19 protein-coding genes and 2 pseudogenes are annotated in these 18,762 nt (G+C 69.3%); 11 read left to right on the plus strand and 10 right to left on the minus strand.

Annotation, left to right across the window (positions count from 1 at the left end; all coding sequences use genetic code 11):
- Positions 1-135 precede the first annotated feature (135 nt).
- Positions 136-375: a hypothetical protein gene (locus ACFVX6_RS19080; protein ID WP_389692864.1), complete on the minus strand. Its 240-nt coding sequence runs from the start codon at positions 373-375 to the stop codon at positions 136-138.
- Positions 376-777: 402 nt separating this feature from the next.
- Positions 778-2,286 (minus strand): peptide MFS transporter, encoded by a 1,509-nt coding sequence (locus ACFVX6_RS19085; protein WP_389692866.1) that lies wholly within the window; start codon positions 2,284-2,286, stop codon positions 778-780.
- A gap of 281 nt (positions 2,287-2,567) precedes the next feature.
- Between ACFVX6_RS19085 and ACFVX6_RS19090 the strand changes: the two genes are divergently transcribed.
- The 4 genes and pseudogenes from ACFVX6_RS19090 to ACFVX6_RS19105 all read left to right on the plus strand — a co-directional run bounded on the left by ACFVX6_RS19090 (position 2,568) and on the right by ACFVX6_RS19105 (position 6,493).
- Positions 2,568-4,709, plus strand: coding sequence for an FUSC family protein (locus tag ACFVX6_RS19090; protein WP_389692868.1), 2,142 nt, complete (start codon positions 2,568-2,570; stop codon positions 4,707-4,709).
- A gap of 21 nt (positions 4,710-4,730) precedes the next feature.
- Positions 4,731-5,021 (plus strand): annotated as a pseudogene (locus tag ACFVX6_RS19095) (PfkB family carbohydrate kinase); the annotation flags it as partial.
- Positions 5,018-5,400: pseudogene (rbsD, locus tag ACFVX6_RS19100) on the plus strand (D-ribose pyranase). The pseudogenes ACFVX6_RS19095 and rbsD, both read left to right, overlap by 4 nt.
- A gap of 253 nt (positions 5,401-5,653) precedes the next feature.
- Positions 5,654-6,493, plus strand: coding sequence for a S8 family peptidase (locus ACFVX6_RS19105; RefSeq protein WP_389692870.1), 840 nt, complete (start codon positions 5,654-5,656; stop codon positions 6,491-6,493).
- Between the two features lie 200 nt (positions 6,494-6,693).
- On the opposite strand, the gene ACFVX6_RS19110 is transcribed toward ACFVX6_RS19105, so the two are convergent.
- The gene (locus ACFVX6_RS19110) at positions 6,694-7,644 is read right to left on the minus strand and encodes a helicase associated domain-containing protein (RefSeq protein ID WP_389693001.1); all 951 of its coding nucleotides are present in this window, start codon (positions 7,642-7,644) and stop codon (positions 6,694-6,696) included.
- Here ACFVX6_RS19110 and ACFVX6_RS19115 point away from each other — a divergent pair.
- Entirely contained in the window at positions 7,552-7,974 is a 423-nt protein-coding gene (locus ACFVX6_RS19115) for a hypothetical protein (RefSeq protein WP_389692872.1), read from the plus strand. The genes ACFVX6_RS19110 and ACFVX6_RS19115 overlap by 93 nt on opposite strands.
- A gap of 322 nt (positions 7,975-8,296) precedes the next feature.
- On the opposite strand, the gene ACFVX6_RS19120 is transcribed toward ACFVX6_RS19115, so the two are convergent.
- The 3 genes from ACFVX6_RS19120 to ACFVX6_RS19130 all read right to left on the minus strand — a co-directional run bounded on the left by ACFVX6_RS19120 (position 8,297) and on the right by ACFVX6_RS19130 (position 9,598).
- Complete coding sequence (locus tag ACFVX6_RS19120; RefSeq protein ID WP_389692874.1) at positions 8,297-8,671, minus strand: hypothetical protein; 375 nt, start codon at positions 8,669-8,671, stop codon at positions 8,297-8,299.
- Positions 8,672-8,899: 228 nt separating this feature from the next.
- A complete protein-coding gene (locus tag ACFVX6_RS19125; RefSeq protein WP_389692876.1) occupies positions 8,900-9,346 on the minus strand; it encodes a nitroreductase/quinone reductase family protein in 447 nt (148 codons plus the stop codon).
- 30 nt (positions 9,347-9,376) lie between these two features.
- Positions 9,377-9,598, minus strand: coding sequence for a DUF1206 domain-containing protein (locus ACFVX6_RS19130; RefSeq protein ID WP_389692878.1), 222 nt, complete (start codon positions 9,596-9,598; stop codon positions 9,377-9,379).
- Positions 9,599-9,815: 217 nt separating this feature from the next.
- Here ACFVX6_RS19130 and ACFVX6_RS19135 point away from each other — a divergent pair, with 217 nt between their 5' ends.
- Positions 9,816-10,310 carry a hypothetical protein gene (locus ACFVX6_RS19135; protein WP_389692880.1) on the plus strand — a complete coding sequence of 165 codons (495 nt, stop codon included), beginning with the start codon at positions 9,816-9,818 and terminating at the stop codon, positions 10,308-10,310.
- A gap of 330 nt (positions 10,311-10,640) precedes the next feature.
- Here ACFVX6_RS19135 and ACFVX6_RS19140 read toward each other — a convergent pair whose 3' ends face one another.
- Together ACFVX6_RS19140 and ACFVX6_RS19145 are read right to left on the minus strand one after the other, a co-directional pair.
- Positions 10,641-11,330, minus strand: coding sequence for a DUF6193 family natural product biosynthesis protein (locus tag ACFVX6_RS19140; protein WP_389692882.1), 690 nt, complete (start codon positions 11,328-11,330; stop codon positions 10,641-10,643).
- A 387-nt stretch (positions 11,331-11,717) separates the two neighbouring features.
- Positions 11,718-12,299 carry a YdeI family protein gene (locus tag ACFVX6_RS19145; RefSeq protein ID WP_389692884.1) on the minus strand — a complete coding sequence of 194 codons (582 nt, stop codon included), beginning with the start codon at positions 12,297-12,299 and terminating at the stop codon, positions 11,718-11,720.
- A gap of 732 nt (positions 12,300-13,031) precedes the next feature.
- On the opposite strand from ACFVX6_RS19145, the gene ACFVX6_RS19150 reads away from it, so the two are divergent.
- From ACFVX6_RS19150 to ACFVX6_RS19160, 3 genes are all read left to right on the plus strand, one after another.
- Entirely contained in the window at positions 13,032-13,838 is an 807-nt protein-coding gene (locus ACFVX6_RS19150) for a hypothetical protein (RefSeq protein WP_389692886.1), read from the plus strand.
- A gap of 66 nt (positions 13,839-13,904) precedes the next feature.
- Positions 13,905-14,159 carry a hypothetical protein gene (locus ACFVX6_RS19155; protein WP_389692888.1) on the plus strand — a complete coding sequence of 85 codons (255 nt, stop codon included), beginning with the start codon at positions 13,905-13,907 and terminating at the stop codon, positions 14,157-14,159.
- Positions 14,156-14,650 (plus strand): hypothetical protein, encoded by a 495-nt coding sequence (locus ACFVX6_RS19160; protein ID WP_389692890.1) that lies wholly within the window; start codon positions 14,156-14,158, stop codon positions 14,648-14,650. The genes ACFVX6_RS19155 and ACFVX6_RS19160 overlap by 4 nt, the downstream gene beginning before the upstream one ends.
- Positions 14,651-15,363: 713 nt before the next feature.
- Here ACFVX6_RS19160 and ACFVX6_RS19165 read toward each other — a convergent pair.
- Entirely contained in the window at positions 15,364-15,819 is a 456-nt protein-coding gene (locus ACFVX6_RS19165; protein ID WP_389692892.1) for a transposase family protein, read from the minus strand.
- 344 nt (positions 15,820-16,163) lie between these two features.
- On the opposite strand from ACFVX6_RS19165, the gene ACFVX6_RS19170 reads away from it, so the two are divergent.
- Positions 16,164-17,135, plus strand: a complete 972-nt coding sequence (locus tag ACFVX6_RS19170) for a quinone oxidoreductase family protein (protein ID WP_389692894.1) — start codon at positions 16,164-16,166, stop codon at positions 17,133-17,135.
- Positions 17,136-17,396: 261 nt separating this feature from the next.
- A complete protein-coding gene (locus ACFVX6_RS19175) occupies positions 17,397-17,876 on the plus strand; it encodes a hypothetical protein (protein WP_389692896.1) in 480 nt (159 codons plus the stop codon).
- A 232-nt stretch (positions 17,877-18,108) separates the two neighbouring features.
- Here the strand turns inward: ACFVX6_RS19175 and ACFVX6_RS19180 are convergent, their stop codons facing one another.
- Positions 18,109-18,462 (minus strand): hypothetical protein, encoded by a 354-nt coding sequence (locus ACFVX6_RS19180; protein WP_389692898.1) that lies wholly within the window; start codon positions 18,460-18,462, stop codon positions 18,109-18,111.
- Positions 18,463-18,762 lie beyond the last annotated feature (300 nt).

Raw genomic sequence — 18,762 nt, forward strand, 5'->3', positions numbered from 1 at the left:
GTCTCGCGGGCGGCCTCGGCGCCCGGGAACGCAGCTTAGTGCCCGCGGGAAACCCCCGCTTCCACGAAGGCTCCCCGGGGCATGCTGGTCGAGGTCCTCGGCTCGGTGAACCTGGTCCGTGCGGAACTGCCCGCTTCAGTCGTCCGAGGTCGAGGAATCCCACTGCTTCGCGTGAATGTAGGCGCCGTTCTTACCCGCTTCCTCGAACATCATTTCGGTTTTGTCGAAGCCTCCGTTATCGGCCTCACGGGCAGAGGCCTGCCGGGCGGGGGCCGTGGCGCCGCGGAACGCGGCGGCTTGCGCCGTACCGGCCAGGGAAATCGCGCACGTCACGGTGAGAGAGATCATGATCAAGGGCCTTACGGGGGTCTTCACGCTCGAACTCCTGAAGGGGGGGGACGTGGGAACGGAGCCGGCCGGCTCCGAGGGCCGGCGTAACCAAAGCCATCAGGTCTAACGAGAGAGCGCCGCCGCGATCACTCTTGGGACTACGTCCACCGCCGGCAGGCCCTGAGCCGTTGAACCATGCCCGGAGGACCACTGGGCCGAAATGTCTTGCGCACCGTTGGACGGCCTCGGCCCCGGACGGCGCCGCCACCCTGGGTCTGCGCCCGCCTTCGCGGGGAGGGCGTGGACGGTGGCGTCCGGGCCGCCGGTGCGTGCGGCTGTGGCGTCGCCGACGGACTCTTCCAGCACGGCCATGAGGTCGACAACCTGCGCGGAAGCAGGCTCGGGCGCTTCGACCGGCTCGGGGCGGGTGATCGCTGCGGCAGGTCCTCAAGCCGCCCTCGTCGGCGTGGCGGCTCCGGCGGCCAGGGGGTTCTCACCCATCTGCTGCCTCAGGTGGCGGGTGAAGAGCATCATCGTGGCGCCCGCCACGACCAGCAGGCCGCCCTGCCAGAGGAAGTTCACGCTCTGGCTCATCACCGAGTGGGCGAGGCGCGGCAGTTGGCCGCCGATGGCCTGGCCGCTCGCCATGGCCAGCAGCCACACGCCCATCATCTGGTTGGCGTAGGCCTTCGGCGCCAGCTTCGTCGTCACCGAGAGGCCGACCGGGCTCAGGCACATCTCGCCCGTGACCTGGATGACGTACACGCCCACCAGCCACATCAGCGACACCCGCACGCCGCCGGAGGCGATCGAGGAGGCGGCGGACATCACCACGAACGAGATGCCCGCGAGGATCAGCGCGACGGCGAACTTCAGCGGCGTGCTCATCCGTCGGCCCCTGCGCACCCAGAAGGAGGCGAAGAGCGGGGCGAGCAGGATCACGAACAGGTAGGGGAGCGACTGGGTCCAGCTCGCCGGCATGCGCCAGCCGAAGAGGCTGAGGTCGGTCTTCTGGGCGGCAAACAGGTTCAGTTCGTTGCCTATCTGGACGTAGACCGCCCAGAACAGCGCCGCAGCGACGAACAGCCAGATGTACCCCTTGAACCGGATCCGCTCGGCGGCGGTGATCTTCGGGCTGCGGAGCATCGAGAAGATGTAGCCCGCCGGGACGGCCACCGCGAGCACCGTGAGCAGGAACGTCACGTTGTCGATGCTGCAGGCGTGCAGGAGGATCAGGGTCCCGAAGAGGGCGCCCGCACCCGTGAGGCCATAGGCGCCGCCGCGTACGAGTTTGCGGCGCTCGGCCGGGGTGAGGCGGTCGACGGGCTCGTCCCGCAGGGCGGGCACCTTGCGTCCGCCGATCACGTACTGGGCGAGGCCGAACGCCATGCCGACGGCGGCGGCGCCGAAGCCCAGGTGCCAGTTGACCTCCTCGCCGAGGTATCCCACGACCAGCGGTGCGAGGACCGCGCCGACGTTGATGCCCATGTAGAAGAGCGCGTAGCCGGCGTCGCGGCGCTGGTCGTCGTCCCGCGCGTAGAGGCGCCCGACCATGGTGGAGATGTTCGCCTTGAGCAGGCCCGTGCCGACGGCGATCAGGGCCAGGCCCGGCCAGACGAAGGCGCGGCCGGGGGCTGCCAGGGACAGGTGCCCGGCCATGATGACGAGACCGCCCCACAGGACCGCGCGACGGGCGCCGAGGAGGCGGTCGGCGATCCAGCCGCCGGGCAGGGCCAGCAGGGCGATCATCGCCAGGTAGACGCCCTCGACGGCCTCGGAGGTGCCCTCGGCGAGCCCCATGCCGCCGTGCGAAGCGGAGGCGGAGAGGAAGTGGACGAGGATCGCGACCATGCCGCACAGGCTGAATCGCTCCCACATCTCGGTCATGGCGAGGGTCGCGAGGCCGCGGGGGTGACGGCGGCGGCCGGCATGCTGCGCATCTAGGGCTTGGCTCACCTCACCAACCTAGCGCTATTGGAAATGGTTTTCGTTTAGTCTCAAGTCCTGACTTCGCGGGCCGGACGGCAGGGCCGGACGTCCCCGAGGTCCTGCTCCGGCGGGTCGTGTGGCGCTCCTGCGGAGTCGCGCGGCGCCGCGCCGCTCCTCGGAGTCGCGCGGCGCCGCGACTTCCAGATGATGCACAAATGCGCAGGTACCATCCAAAACGGAACAACGAAGCTGCCCGGCCGCGCCCAACTGGCCGTGCTCAACCCCCCTCTGCCGCCCGAGAGGTCGCCTTGCCCGGTATCGAGGACAGTCCCGGCTCCCCGCACTGGTTGCGTGCGCTGAAGGCGACCGCCCGTACGGGCCTGCGGGCCGAGCGGAGGCGCCTCGAACCCGTGCGCGTCCTGCGCGACGCCGCCGGGCTGGCAGCAGTCATGGCCGTCAGCCTCGTCCTCTTCGACCAGGCCGTCGCGCTGAGCGCCGGACTCGGTACGTTCCTGGGCTCCATCGCCACCTATCAGCGCAGCTGGCGGCCCAGCCCCGTGCTGGCCCTGGCCTCCGGGATCTCGCTGGCCGTCGCCGTGTTCCTCGGCCATCTCGTCGGAGCCGAGTCACCGCTGTTCCCGCTGGTCCTGGCCGTGTGGACGTTCCTCGCAGGCTTGTCCTGGGCCGCGGGGCCCACGGTCGGCGGGATCGCCACGCCGACCGTGGCGGTCATGCTGGTCCCCGCCACCCTGGCCGGCTCGCTCGCCCACGCCACCGGCCAGGCCGCGATGACCGCGCTGGGCGGGATGGTCCCCGTCCTGCTGACCCTCCTGCTCCCGGTACGCCGCTGGGGCGCCCGCCGCGACGCGCTCGCCGACGCGCTGGCCTCCGAAGCCGACTACGCGCGACGGCTGCGCGAGGACCCCGTGGCCCTCAATGACCCGCAGCCGCTGATGACCGCCCGGCTCGCCGTCGCCGTCACCCCCCGGGAGGCCCGCCGCGGGCCCGCCGAACTCCACGGCACCCTGGCCCTCGCCGAACGCCTCCGCCCGGTCCTCGCCGCACTGGCGGACCCGGCCCTCGGTGTACCCGAGCGGGGAGCCGCACGCGACCGGATCCGCGAACTCCTCGATGCTGCCGGCCTCGCACTGGACGCCGCCGCCCGCGCCGTCCGCCAGAGCGGCCCCGTCCGCGTCCCGCCCGCCGCGCGGAGCGCCCTCACGACCCCGGACACCGCCGACGACCCCCTCCCCGGAGCGGCCCGCCGCAACGCCGCCCGCCTCGTCGCCCTCCTCACCGACCTCGTCGAGACCACCGACAGCCGGCACACCGCCGGGGCGGAGGAACCGCTGCTGCGCCCCGCCCTGCACCGCCGCGTCCCGGCCGCCCTGCGCCAGATGCGCGACCAGTTCCGGCGCCCCGCATCGCCGGTCCTCCGCCACGCGATCCGCCTCTGCGCCGTCGTGACGCTCTGCTACGTCATCAGCGCCCAACTCCCGCTCGGCCACAACTACTGGGCCCCGCTGGCCTCCCTCATGGTGATGCGCCCGGAGTTCTCGCTCACCTACTCCCGCGCCATCGGCCGCGTCGGCGGCACGCTCGTCGGGGCCGCACTGGCCACCGGCATCGTGCAGCTCACCCATCCCGGCACCGCGGCCTGCGCGATCCTCACGGTCATCTGCGCCGGCCTCGTCTACCTGTTCATGTACTCCGGGTACGGACTCGTCCTCGCCTGCGCCTCCGGCTACGTCGTCTTCCTGCTCGCCATGGCCGGCGAGCCCTGGACCCAGACCGTGCCGGACCGCGTCCTGCTCACCGTGCTCGGCGGCGCGCTCGCGATGGCCGCCTACGCCCTCTACCCGGCCTGGGAGACCCCCGCACTGCACGCCCGCCTCGCCGACTGGCTCGACGCCGCCGGCCGGTACGCCGCCGCCGCGCTCGACCACCACGCCGACCCCCGGCGCCCCCCTGCCGAGCTCACCCGGGCCCTGCTCGACGTCCGGACGGCCTGGGCCGCCTGGCGGGACGCCCTCGCCAAGGCCACCTTCGAGCCGGTACGCCACCGCGGCCTGTCCGACGCGGCGGCCGACGAGGCCACCCACGCCCTGCGCCGCCTCGGCCGCACCGCCATGCTCATCGAAGCCCAGCTCCCCGAACACCCCGTACCGGCCGCCGCCCACCTCGCCGAAGCCCTGCGCATCACCACCCAACAGGGCCGCGAAGCACTCCTCGCCCACCGGGTCCCCCAGTGGCAGGACCTGGAACAGGCCCTCGCCGCCTGGGACACCGAGGAACCACCGGACCAGCCCGCGCGCCAGGGAACCGGCCTCGCCCTCGACCACCTCAACGACCTGTCCCACGCCCTCACCGAACCCGAGAAGCGGCCTCCAGGACACAAGAGCCACACCCCAATGGCAAAGCTGCACAAGGATGAGGCGGAGCGGCCTTGAACGCGACCAGTCAACGCAAGGGCCCGCGCCCGCCTGGCCCTCGGTACGCGATCAGTGGTGATCACCCTGGGCGCCGAGGCCGCCCCGGTCGCCTCGGGAAGCGCGAGCGTCCGACCGCCGTCCGTCAAGCTCGTCGCCGTCGACACCTCGGGCGCGCGAGACGCCTTCACGGCCGCCCTGGCCTGGCGCCTCGGCCGCGGCGAGGATCTTGCGACAGCTGCGGCCTTCGCGGTCCGCGTGGGCGCGGCGACCGTCACCAAGAAGGGTGCGCAGACGTCCTTCCCCACCACTGAAGAGACCAGAGCCCTGTGAAGAAGGCCGGAATTCTGAACCGACATCTGGCAGGCGCCTCGCTGAACTGGGCCATGGCGACGGCATCCTGGTCTGCGACATCGCCATGCCCCGCGGCCCACGCGTCGTCGACCTCGCCTTCATAGCCGGGGTGCCGGCCCTCGCTGAGGTTCTCGATGGCCTGCTGGGCCAGCTGGTAGTGGAAGGAGCGACAGCGGCGGTGGAAATCCTGGGAGCCAATCCGGAGGCTGCGCGACTGCTGAAGTCGTCGTTCCCCGGGCTGGTCCTGGTCCCCCACGAGGAACTGAAAACGCTCTCGGCGGCCGCCCGTCTTGTGGTTCGCACGGGTGAGGCCCGCCCATACGCGAACGTGATTCTGCGCTCCGGAGTCTTCTTCTGACCGTCGGAGTGTTATTCGAAGGAGTTGAACCCGGGCGGTAGAGGGCGGCGGCCGGCGGCGGGGCCCGGCCGGGGTCGCTTCTACCGGCCGGGCCCCGCCCGCGTGGACCCTCTTCATCGCAGTCGGTGGAGCAGGACGCCAAGCTCTTCTCCCCGCCGCAGCCTGCCACCGCGCCCGGCACCTGGGCACCGTCCACCTCCTGGGGCCTGGACCGCATCGACCAGCAAGCGATCTGGGACAAGATCAAAGGGGCGTGGGCGACGGACAGTTCAACGTCCAGGGCAACGGAGCCGGGGTGAACGCGTACATCCTCGACACCAGCATCGACTACAACCACGACGAGTTCGGCGGCCGCGCCACTTTCGGCTTCGACGCCGTCGATGCCCTGGCGAAGGGGCAGAATTGCAACGGCCACGGAACGCGCGTCGCCGGCCCCGCCGCCGGCAAGACCTACGGCGTCGCGAAGAAGGCCGACCTCATCAGCGTCCGCGTCCTGGGCTGCGACGGCCAGGGCGAGTTCTCCGGGGTCATCGCCGGACTGGACTGGGTCGCCAAGAACGCCAAGCAGCCCGCCGTCCTCAACGGCTCCCTGGGCGGCGACAAGTCCGACGCTGTCAACAACGCCGCGAACGCCGTCACCGACGCCGGCGTCCTGCCCGTCATCGCGGCCGGCAACTCCTCCGAGGACGCCTGCTCGGTCTCCCCGGCCTCCGCGTCGAAGGTGCTGACCGTCGCGGCAAGCAACCCGTGGGACGAGGAGACCTCCTACTCCAGCCACGGCCAATGCGTCACCGTCTACGCGCCGGGTAAGACCATCGTCTCGGCGAAGCTCGGCGGCGGCTCTATCGCCCTGAACGGCACCTCCATGGCCGCCCCCCACGTCGCCGGAGTCGCCGCTCTCTACAAGGCCGCCCACCCCAACGCCACTCCGGAGGTAATCAACGAGTTCATCGAAGCCGAGTCCACCAAGGACGTCCTGGGCAGCCTCAGCAAGACCAGTTCCAACGCCCTGCTCTACACCGGCGGCCTGCAACCCCAGCCGCCCCAGCCCCACGGCCAGACCGGCTCCACCCGCGCCTCGGGCTGCGTGTAGCGCACGGAGCCCTTGGCAGGGCATGAGGATCTCCGCGTCGAGCATCCGCACGGTCAGTTGGCAGGCGAAGGTTTCTGCCTGCTTCATGTCGGCAAGGACGGCCGCCACGCGGCGCAGGTGGTGCTGTTCGACGATGTAGTTCGCGCCGACGGCCGGTGCTCGCCAGCGCGGGAGAGCGGGCGTTTCGGGGACCTGAATCCTCAGCAGCTGGTAGGGGCTGAGGATCCGGTCTCGACGAGTTCAGGGCGTTGCGCGGTCGGGTGGTGGGTGCCGATGAGCATCTGGGCGGGCATGTGCGCGGCCCAGATGGGGAGGGCCTGGCGGTCGCCGGGGGCGGGCAGTTCGCGGGGAATGGGCTGGGTGGCGGTGAGGGAGAGGTGGGTGCGGGCGAGGTTGCCGTCGTCGTCGTGGATCGCGGCGTGCGGGTGGTCTTGCGTGATGACGCCTTCGGCGGTGCGGTGGGCTTCTTCGATGACGAGGTGTTCCCAGGGCGGCAGGTGGTGGCTGTGGGCGATGAGGGCGGCGTCGAGGTGGCGGGCCACGACCAGGGCGCCGGGGGCTGCTGTGCCATCCAGGCGGCCAGTTCGCCCGCGACGCCGTTCAGGCCGGACGCCTGCCCTGCCGCTGCGGGTGGGGCGGATGTTGAGGCCGGCGAGCGACCCTTTGCTGACCGTCCGCCAAGCCCTGACCGCCTGGTGGAGGCAGGTGGTGTGGGGGCCGAGGAGCAGGCAGGCGGGGCTTGCGACTTCGTGGACGGCCACGGCGTCGGTCGTGGTCTTGTCGGCCCCGGCGGGCATGGTGAGCAGTATGCGGCTCCCGTTGTGGAACGGGATGTGCGGCAGCCCGAACGGCGGATCACTGCAGGCGATCCGGAAGACCGGGGCGGGCCTGGTGTGTTCGGGTGGCGGCTGTGGAGCGGGGGCTTCGGTGCCGCTGGTGGCGATTGCCTGGATGTGGGGTCCGGGCAGGGCGGCCGGGGTGTCGTCGCGCTGCAGTGCTGGGGTCCATTCCATGGCCAGGGCCTGGAGGGAGTCGGTCTCTTCGCGGGTGAGGCGGTCTTGGCTGGCCCGGGTGCGCTGGTCGGCGATCCATCGGCCGAGCGGGAAGCGGGTTTCGCCTTCCTGGTCGGTGTAGTGGGCGGGGACGTGCAGGTGCTGGTGGCGGCGGTAGAAGCGGCGGGCGGCGCGCAGTCCGCTGGGTCAACCGGCTCCCACCCCGCTGCAAGGAACACCCCCGACGAATGGGTCAGCACCCTGGCCACCCTCGACGGCCGGCTCCGCCTGCGGCACCACAAACCCGACAGCCTCCTCGACCATCAGAAAGAGCTCTACCAGATCACCGACGGACTCATGGAACACCTCACCCCACTGATCGGCATGGCCGCCCAACTCGCCATCCTCGACGGCACCGAAGCACTCACCCTCGAAGTCCTCAACGACGCCGCCCGCTACCTCGACCTACCCCACGCCGACCAAACCTGAAGCCAGAGCGACCGGTCAGCGTCGCCTCGTTGCGTACCGGCCGCAGCACGAAGTTGTCCAACGACAGGCCAAAGTCTTACGCGGTCTGGATGTCCGGCACGGCCTGAGCTTGTGAGCCGCCCGGTCCGAGCAGAGCGAGCACAACGGTCTCCGCGCCAGCGGCCATTGCCATGAAACGTCTCTTCAACTGGATCCCTCCCCGTAGCCGCCGCTCATGTCCTCGTCGGCAACCAAGCCCTCGAACTGACGCACGACTAGCGCGCGTTGCCAGCGACCCTACGCAACCGGGGTGATCGCTGTCACGGGTGCGATGAAGGAGTGCTCAAGTGACGGAAGTAATGGGAGGAGCGTGACAGCGCCCGACCGACGGTCTCTCCGTTGGGTTTGGCCACTTGAGCCCGACGACGGTGAACGTGTCCCGCTGCTCCAGTCGGCACCAGGTGCCGTGGTCACGCAGCATGGCCCGGACCAGCTCCAGCGCAACCGGCACTGAGACTTCGGCACCGTCGTAGTAGCCGGTGAGGTCGGGCGGGAACAGCCCGGCCAGGCCGTGGCCGGCAATCGGCGCCTCCAGGCCGAAGCTGACGAAGCCGGTGACCTCCGGTTCGCGGATCTCCAGCCCGTCGATGCCTGCCTTCTGCGCGAAGGCGTCGATCGCCTCCCGATACGCCCTCTCTTCCGGTCCGTGGTCGCTCATCGTGTCCCCAGCGCCGATGTAGTGCCCACGCTCGTCACGGTCGGCGGGGTCGTGCTTGGTTATTCGGTGGGCGAAGCAGGGCGGCACTCTGCTCCGTCGACTGTGGGAAGGGGACGTCAGCGTAGTTCGTGACAACGGCCCGCCGGGATCTTGCGGTCCTTGCCGCGACATCCACCAGCGGCACTCCCGGCATGAGGCGCCGGGAAGGGAGGCCGGGCTCCGGGAAGGTCAGGCCCTGCTGATGCGGAGCACCGGGATATCCCTGTCCGTGCCCTTCTGGTACTGCTCGTACCGGGGGAACACGGCGAGCAGGAGCGGCCAGACCCTGGCCTTCTCCCCCGGGGGCAGGACCTCGGCCCGCGCCCGGAAGCGTTCGCCCAGTACCCGAACGTGCACCTCGGGGTTGGCCTCGACGCTAGCGAACCACATCGGGTGGTTGTCGGAACCACTGTTGGACGCCACGATCAGATAGCGGTCGTCGTCCTCCTTCGCGTGGATGAGGACGATGCGGCGCCATTCACCGCTGACGCGGCCCTGGTAGTCCAGCAAAAGGCAGGGCGAGCCGTTCATGTCGGTACCCTCCGTGCCGTCCGACTCCTCGTACCGAACGGCTTGGTCGCGCACCTGCGGATTGGGGCTCAACTTCACCGTGGCCGGGTCATAGGCAGTGGTCATGTGGATCCTCCGTGAGTAAAGGGCGCAGGATCAGATCCTGCGCCGGGCGGCCATCGCCCGGGAGAAGTCCCCCGAGAGCGTCAGGCCGACGGCTACCGTAACCAGCAGCCAGGACCGGGCCGGAATGTCGGCGAAGGAGCGCAGCGTGTCGTCCACGCCCTTCGCCCGGGTCGGATCGAAACGTACCGCGGCGTAGACGGCGAATCCGCCGGCCACCGAGGACACGGCGCCACGGGCTGTGGCACCGGCCACCCCCACCGCGTCGACGGCCCGGCCCGGACCAGACCAAGACCCCGCCGGCGAGGGAAACCAGGCACCGGGCCTCACCCGCGCACGCCCTATCGGCATGGGCTGGGCCCGACCCTGGCGGCCAGGGGCAGGGTCTTAAGCCGTCTCCTTCGGATCTTGCCCCCTTCCTCTTGCCGCCCCTGCCCCTTCGTTCCTACCGGCCGGGCGGCAGGATGGGCCTATGCCGATGAACGAGACGGAACTCCTGGTCCTCCTGCGGGCACTCGACGACCCCGAACGGCTCGCGCGGCCATTGCACTACGACCGCGCAGCGACCGGCCTCATGTTCGGCGGGCTGGTGCGGCGGCTCGAAGCGGACTTCGGGACCCCGTGCGAGTCCGAGCGGGACACACAGGACTCCAGCGAGTACGGACGCGTCACCGTGCCGGCCGAGGCGACGGTCTGCGGTACGCGGATCGTGGTCTGCGTGAGCAAGTTCGGTTCCCTTGCCGAGGCCTGCGCCGACAACCCGGGGGCCTTCCTCGGCACAGACGATGCCCGCGAGGAGGGTGCGCTGGACCCTGCCGACCTTGCCACCGTGAAGCGGGCGCTGGCCGAACTCGGCTATGTGAGCGTCCCCGAAGAACTGCTGGAGAGCGACTACGAGGGCCCCAGCGCGCTGGAGCCCTTCGCAAGGCGGCCTACCTGGTGGACACGGTTCTTCGGCTTCCGGTGATCCACCGACCCGGCAGGCCCCCTCAGCAGCCCTGCAGCGCTGTACCGGCTGCGTCGGCTAGAGGGCGTCACGACGTTGCGCACGGTTTGGCCGAGAGCCATTCGGCGCCGCAAGCGGCTCCGAATGGCCCGATCCGCTATGACCATCACGGAATACAGGGCCCCAATCACGGACCGGAGATCAAGGCGACCACTACTCCCCCAGGCTCATCCGCGAACGGCACGGCCCCCAGGCCCGCTCGATCTCCAGATACTTTTCCGCCAGCGACTTCCGCCAACGCCCCATCTACGGAACGTTGAGCGCCGAACTCCCCTGGGCGCGGCATTCAATCTACCTGCGGGGCCGGTACCCGAACTCGCTCGACTCGACCGCCTGATGGGCAGGGGTCCAAGGGGCCTCAACCCTTGGGACTTCTCGTGGAGACGGGGTTCTGCTTCTGGGTTCCGGCAGCAGCCCGGGCCTTGTCGGCCATCGCCCGCCTGGCGTCGTGGATGACTTCGGCTGCGGGGCCGCACCCTTCCGGGAGCCTTCCAGCACCAGCCTCACCGCCTCGTCGACGGTCTCGGCCGTACTCGCCGGAATGTGCTCGTCCCGCGGGCAGGTCACGTGCCAGCGGCCTTCTCCCGCAGGGAAGACGCTCGGGATGTCGCTTCCGGGATCGGAGACCGTAAACCGGCGGAACTGCAGGGATCCGTGGCTGACCATGGGAAACAAGGTGCTCAGTTCCGGGGAACGGAATGCGGCTTCCACCAGGTTGTGGTCGATGAGCCCATCGGGCAGGCCCCGGACATACACCCACTCATGGGCGACGCCCTTTCCCTGGTCATGAGCCAGAGCCTTCCGACTCACCCTCAGGAATTCCCACCTGGCGGCCATGTCCGCCAGCGGCATCCCCGCCTGCCAGGCCTGGGCCACATCAATCACGGCGTCCAGGGATCGCACCGTACACAGACCTGCGACACCGGCGATCGGCAACCTCAGCGCCACCATGATCTCGCGGCGTTCGGGCCGGAGTTCCACCTGGACAGACTGCGGCATAAACATGCCGAGGGCGACTCCGGCCTGCTGGAGGGCCGACGAGGTGGCGGGCCATCACCGGCCAATCCGCGCCCGCCATCAGCTCGGCCAGGATGTCGTCGCCGAGGACGCCGCGCAGCTGGTCGGCCGACCAGCCCGGCGCCATCTTCTCCGCGTCCTCGCCGAGTTCCTCCTCCTTGCCCGTGAGGCGCTTCTGGGTGGGCGTGGCGGACCGCGGCGGTGGTGGTCATCATCAGCCGGTAGGCCATCGCGGCCGTCTGTGGGGCGCAGGCTCGTTTCTGCAGTGATCCGGCCGCCCGCGCGGGCGAGTTGTCCGCCGAGGGCCTTTCGGGGCGGGTGCCGGGCCCGCAAGACCCTCAGTACGGTTGATCACGATGGCCGCTCGGACTTCGCCATCGTCGCCACCATCCGCTCCAGGCGGGCCAGCCGGGTCTTCTCGGTGCGGGCGGTGACCAGGCTTAGATACAGGGCGAACTGGTCGGACTTGCCGAGCGTCTCGTAGAAGGCCCGCGCCGTCGGGTTCGCGTCGAGCGCCTCGACGAGATCCGGCGGTGTGGTGGCGTTCTTCTGCGAGGCGTATGCCGTCGCCCAGCGACCGTCCGCCCGCGCCACCTCGACCTCGGCGAGGCCGCGGGGGCGCATCCGTCCCTCGGCGATCAGGGCCTCGGCCTTGTCGACGTTCACCTGCGACCAGGGCGAGCGGGGGCGGCGGGGTGTCGTGCGCTGCAGGAAGTACGTGTCGTCGAAGCCGCGCCGCAGACCGTCGATCCAGCCGAAGCAGAGCACCGTGTCGACCATCTCTTCCCAGGTGAGCGACGGGATGCCGGTATGCTTCTTGGCGATCTTCACCCAGAGCGCGGTCCGCTCCCCGTGATGCTCGTCGAGCCATGCCTCCAGCTCGGCCGGGCTCGCGGGGACAAGAATCTCGACGCCGTCCTCGTATTTCTGCATACCGCAGGCTAGAGGTCATATAGGACAGATTCTGACCTACTTTAGACCCCCAGCCCCCGACGCCGCCGAATTTCACGGCCTCCGCCGGGGGATCTGACCTCCCGGCGGAACCGGCTCATGTCCGCAGAGGTTCCCCGTTCATGAGCGCCGAGAGCGTGATCACGATCGAGATCCGGGGCCATGAGAAGGCGGCGCCTGAAGCCTCTCGCCGCATTGGTCAGCCCGCGGCGGTAGCTGTCCCCTCGCCGAAGCCTGGCACGTCCTCGGGAGACGCGTCCAGGCGCAGCCGTTGGAAGCGGAGCGGATGCCGGTAGACGCCGCCCCTGCCCAGTGCGGTGTCTGCGCTGACCCGCGGCGACGAGGTCGGGCCGGACCAAAACCACGTTGAGGACGTCGTGGCTCCCCCAGGCCGAAGAGAACTTCACGCCGGTCCACGGGTGGAGCGGGCCAGCGGGGACGAGGTGCTCGGCGAGCTGCTGGGCAGCGTCAGGGCTCAGCAGGTAGCCGCTGGTTCATGCCCTTGGATGTTGGGGGCTTGCCGCCGTTCCCGAGGCGCTCGGTCACGGTCGGACGGTGTTCGCCGCCCCAACGTCGGCCCGCTAAATCGAACGCGTAGTCTCGCAGACCGTGAGATCGCTAAGTCGAGTGTGGAGTGCAGCCGCCTGGATCCAATGGGCAAGGGGCGCTGCGGCACCATGGCATGAAACAGCCCTCGTTGAAGCCCTTGACCTGATGCGTGAAGGCCTGTTCGAGGCCAGCGAGGCACGAGCTCGTGCTGTCGTCACCGCGCGCGAAGGCATTCGGGGCCGGGACCGCCGCCCCTTCACCATCTGGTCGGGAAGGTATTGCGCCACCGTCGCGGCCATCGCCCACGGGCGAGGGCCCACCGTACTGGCTGAGCTGGATACCCTGATCGGGGAACTGGGGCAGCTGTCCGGCGCAGAGCGAGAACTTCTACTGAGCGCCCGCGTGGATCGAGCATGGCTGCTCATCGACGACGGACGGCCGATTGAGGCGGAAGCCGAGGCAAGGTCGATCCTGCGGGCGCTGACACGGATCCAGCACCTGTGCGACGTGCAGCGCCTCGAACTGCGCGCCCTGCACCTGCTGGGTGACGCCTTGTGTGTCCACGATCAGCACGACGAGGCGGAGAAGATCGCCCGCTGGCATCTACCGCGGGCCGACGGACAGATGGCGACCGCCCTGCACCGCCTGCTGATACGCAGCCTCAGCGGACAAGGACGCCATGAGGAGGCTCTGGCCGAGTCCCGCAAGGCCTTCCCCGAGCCGCTCCCTTGGGCCAGCGGCGAGCTCGAACTCGCCACGGCCGCCGCCCTCCACGGCCTGGGCCACCACGAGGAAGCGAAGGAAGAGGCCCTGCGAGCACTGGCCCGCATGCGAGCGCTACCTTCACCCAGAACACCTGCGCATAGGCGAGATCCACGCGCTCTTGGCCCTGATCGCAGCCGCCTGACAAGGCCGCGACGGGCCAAGGCGCGACCACGATCACGGGCTTCCGCTCGTGCGAGCCACTCATGAAAGCCCACCTTCGTAACTCCGCCGGCTACCGGTAGCCCAAGACGGACGTCGCCCACCCGTCCGAAGGTGGAATCAGGGCTTCCCGATGACAAGCCACGCCTGCTCCCACTCGATAAGCCAAACCTCTCCGCGGAAATTCTCGAATTCCAAGAAACCGCCCGGAACATCTTCATCCGTGACGCGTACAGCGACAAGTACGACACCCACATCGCCGACATGGTCGAGAGCCTCAAGGTCAACAAAAAGGTCCAGGACATTCTGACCATACGTGGCTGGTCAATAGACTATGACGTCCTCAAACAGACCGACCGGAGAACATGATGGACCTGATCCTCGACCCGCCGAACGGTGTGCACCCCCTGCGTCTGGGCATGGCCTTCGACGAGGCGATGACCGCCGTGGCCCCCTGGGGCGAGCCGCGGGTAATCGGACCGCGCCCGGGCCGACCCAGACGGCGGGCGACGGGGTCCTTCGACGGGGTGGGCTACACCGCCTTCTTCGACGAGGACAGCCCCCTCAATGCGGTCGAGCTGCGGTGGCCCGGCGAGGGGAAGACCACGACCACCCGGGTTCTGCTGGACGGCCGCGACGTGTTCACCGACCCGGCCGAGGAGATCCTCCAGCGGGTGCGCGAGCGCGGATGGACGGTGACGGCCCCGGATACCGAGAGCCTGGTCGTGCCCGGTGTCTCGCTCGGATTCACCCGCCAGACCTCGCAGGAGGTCCCCCGCGACGCCGACGGGCTCCCCGTTTTCTTCACCTCCGTACTCGTCGCGGGCACCGACTACTACGACTTCCTCACCGCCCCCTGAGCCATAACGCCGGGAGTACCAGCCGGGCGATCACGAAGGCCAGACAGCAGTCGGACAGTCTGCCGGCTGCCCCGATGCCGGCCATGGCCACGAGGACTGTTCCGGCGCCCGTAGACCTCGACGCAGCGTGGCGCTACGAGTGGCGCCACTACCGGCCGCTGACGTCCCCGCCGGCGCCTGTCCGGTGCTCACGAGCCGGCGCCGTACGGGCTCCAGCCGCGGAGGAACGACTATTGACGCCGAGGAAGGTCATTGCTGCCGCGGCGGGCGAACGGCGCGGCTCTCCAGACGGCGGTAGGACAACTGCTGCTGGTACCAACGCTCATGCTCGGCGTCGCGGAACTCAAGCTTGCGCCAGCGGGAGTCCTGATAGCCAGGTACAGAGCACCAATAGCCGACGAGGAGACAGAGAGTGTTCCAAGCGTCCCGGAGGCGATCCAGCCGCATCTCCCCCTGTACCCGGCCTTCCTCCTCAGTGAGTTGTGTTCATCCTGAACGTGCAGGTCACGGGGGTGGCGTGGAGGGGTGATGTCGTACTGGTTCTGGTCGTCTGGGCCTGTCTGGTGTGAAGATCGTCGGTCAGCGGGCGATCTCTGCTGGGTGAGGATCATCAGCGCCCGGACCCGCCGGGCGGCCCACTTCACGTCGAGGCGGAGTTTGGTCAGCACGCGCCAGTTCTTGAGATGCGCGAACGCGTGCTCACACACCGCCCGTTACGCGGCGATCAGCTGGTTGACCAGCTTCCTCGCGGCCGCGAGCTGCTTACCCTTGGGCTTCTTGAAGCCTGTGATGAGCGCCGGGTCGGCGTCCGGACCGCCGCCGTCGTCGAGGCCGACGAAGCCAAGGTCGGCGATCGCGGCCAGGCCCGCTGCGCGCAGCCCCTCGATCTGCTCCACGAACGTCACCGCGGGGCAACCGGCATTGAGACACTTGAACCTGCGCACCACGACCTCGATGAAGACCGGGGCGCCGCCGATGGGTGTGTCGGCGAGGTGGCGTACGTAACGGCCGTGCACCCGCCACGACGGCATCGCGCAGGACGGACATCTGGCCGGGAGCGCCTCGCACCTGCTACGAAGCGTGACCGCTCCCGCCACCCTCTCGGCCGACTCCACGACCACACCCGCCAAATGCGGCAGCAATCGCCCCAAATTCCCTGAATTACACACCTGTTGAATGCCCAGTTCAGCAGCCTGGCATCACAAGATCTTCGACAGAGCCGAGAATCGCCGTCGTTCACAACAGGCACGTGGAGACAGTAGCGGCGAGAAGGGCAGCGGTCCGGAGAACAATCACCCTGATCTTGTAGCCCGTTGAGCGCCTTGATCTCGCGACGGCATGCCGAGCTGACACCGAGCCGAGGCCCAGAGCACACGAAAGTATCCCCACAGCTCAGTGCCGGCTCGGGCCCCGTACCCCACCCGATTGCCACACCCACCTCCGGTCAGCTGGAAAATTTTTCGGCAGCTACAGTCGTTGCGGCCGAGAACGTGACCCGAAGCGAGGAGGACGCATGCCCACAGCAGTGCAGGTTCGGCGGACCGGAGGCCCGGAGGTGCTCGAGGTCGCGGAGGTGGAGATCGGCGCGCCAGGCCCGGGCGAGCTCCTGGTCGACGTGGCGGCTGCGGGTGTGAACTACATCGACACCTACCAACGGGCTGGGCTTTACCCGGTCCCGCTGCCTTACATCCTTGGCCTGGAGGGCGCCGGGACGGTCGTCGCGGTCGGCCCGGACGTGCGCGGTTTCGACGAGGGGGACCGGGTGGCCTGGCAGGGCGTGCCGGGCAGCTACGCGCAGCGGGCGCTGGTGCCAGCCGATTCGGCGGTGCACGTACCGGACGGCGTGACCGACCAGATCGCCGCTGCTGTGTCGTTGCAGGGGATCACCGCGCATTACCTGGTCACATCGACCTATCCAGTCAAGGAGGGCGAAACGATCCTGGTGCACGCGGCGGCCGGGGGGGTTGGGTTGCTGCTGATCCAGTTGGCCAAGGCGCGGGGAGCGCGGGTGATCGGCACGGTGTCGACCGCCGAGAAGGAGGCGCTTGCCCGCGAAGCTGGGGCCGACGAGGTGATCCGTTACGACCAAGTGAATTTCGCCGATGCAACCCGGAAGCTCACCGACGGTGTGGGCGTTCACGTCGTCTTCGATGGGGTCGGCAAGTCCACTGTGGATGGAAGCCTGGCAAGCCTGCGCAAGCGAGGCCTGCTGGCGCTATTCGGCGCCTCAAGCGGTCCAGTGCCGCCGATCGACCCGCAACAGCTGAATAAGGCCGGTTCGGTGTATCTGACCCGCCCAAATAGCGACGACTACGTCCAGACCCGCGCCGAGCTGGAGTGGCGGATGGGCGAGCTCTTTGCAGCGGTGGTCGACGGCTCCCTCAAGGTACGGATCGGCGCCACCTACCAGCTAACCGACGCGCGGCAGGCCCACGAGGACCTGCAGGCTCGCAAGACCGCCGGGAAGGTGCTGCTCATCCCCTGACCATCGCTCCAGCGCTTGGCGACGCGAGCTCGTCGCGCGCCGGCCTGTTGTTGGTGTGTCAGCTATCACTCCAAGGAATCCGGGCTGGTCAGCGGTGCTGGCGGGGGTGGCGGGTGGGGTGCTCGTGCTGGTCGGGGGCGGGAGTCTGGCGCGTAGATCATCTGACGGGTCGGGGGTGGGTGTTTCCGGCTTTGGCCGTGCCGTAAGCGGCGGGCTTCCTACGATCGCGGCGGGATGCCTGGTCGTTCGCGAGGGGAAATCGTGTCGTCGCTGGAGAAGATCGCTGCCCGCCGGGCCGAGCTGGACCAGCTCGCGGAGTCGCTGACCAAGCAGCTCGCCGAGGTGGAGGGCGAGCGTGAGGAGCTGGTGGTCGCGGAGCGGGTGCTGCGGCGGCTGTACGAGCAGGAGGCCGAGGCCACCGCGGCCGAGCAGAACGCCGGGACGCCGCGGCTGGTGCAGGTCGCGGGACGTTCGGTGTTGAAGGTGCCGCACCGCAGCGAGGTGGCGGATGCGTCCGCGCTGCCCGTCGACTACCAGCGGATGCTGCAGATCGTTAAGGCCGCGGGCGGACCGGTGATGGTCAGGGAGGTCGGCGCCGAGCTGGGCATCGACGCCTCGGTGCCGGGTCGGCTGGAGCCTCTTCGCGGAAAGCTGTCGAAGCTGGCCGCGCGGGGCTGGCTGCACAAGCTGCCGAACGGCACCTACCGCATCCGGCCGCGATCGGCCTGCCATGAACCGTAACCAGGCGGCCCCCGGCTCGAGTTGATGAAGTATGCCTACAAACAACACCCCGGCCGGGGACCACACCGTACTCCGCCTCGACGTGAAGGGGGCCACCCGGCTCGTCCGGGCGCTGATGATCCTCACCCAGCACGAGATCGCCCGCTGACCGACGATCTTCACACCAGACAGGCCCAGACGACCAGCACCAGTACGACATCACCCAGCCACGCCACCCCCGTGACCTGCACGTTCAGGATGAACACAACTCAGTGAGCATCGGGGGCAGCGGAATCCCGACCGGCCTACGGACACGGCCGGGCGTTCCACCGGTGATGGTCCACTCCAAGGTGAGAAACAACGTGGCCACTGTCGTCAGCTCATCGGCGTACTGCGGACCGCTCCCCACCACTCCGCTGACGATGCTCAGAGCGGCCAGCTTGCCGTACCAGCTGGGGAGGGCCAGGGCTACGGTCACGATGAGCGCGCCGAGGTGGGCTGCGCGCGAGTCGAGCGTCGCGGCCTTGCGTGCCGCTCTTCTTTCAACTCGTTCTGCGACGAAGCGCTGCTCGCGGACAGACTGCGGTTCGTTCTCGTCGAAGTTCATCTCACCCCCTGGCGCTGACGCTACCTGGACCTGGACCGCGCCATCCGAAGAGCACCACAGGGACATGGAACAGGTTCTGACCAGGGCCGGGACAGCGCCTCTCCGCTACCGCGTTCGGCGGCCGCATCGGCCCGGTCCCGCAAGTTCGCCGTCGGCACGTCCGCCCCCGCCGAGCCCATCATGCCGGCAGGACACTGGCGGCGAACCTCACCAAGAAGCTCCCCAGCGCTGGTCGGGGCCGTACAGGCTTCGGGGCCACCGGATCGCCGTACACCCACTTCCGCTGAGCGCCGCCCCACC

The sequence above is a fragment of the Streptomyces sp. NPDC058289 genome (assembly GCF_042880975.1).
GTDB lineage: Bacteria > Actinomycetota > Actinomycetes > Streptomycetales > Streptomycetaceae > Streptomyces > Streptomyces stoeckheimensis.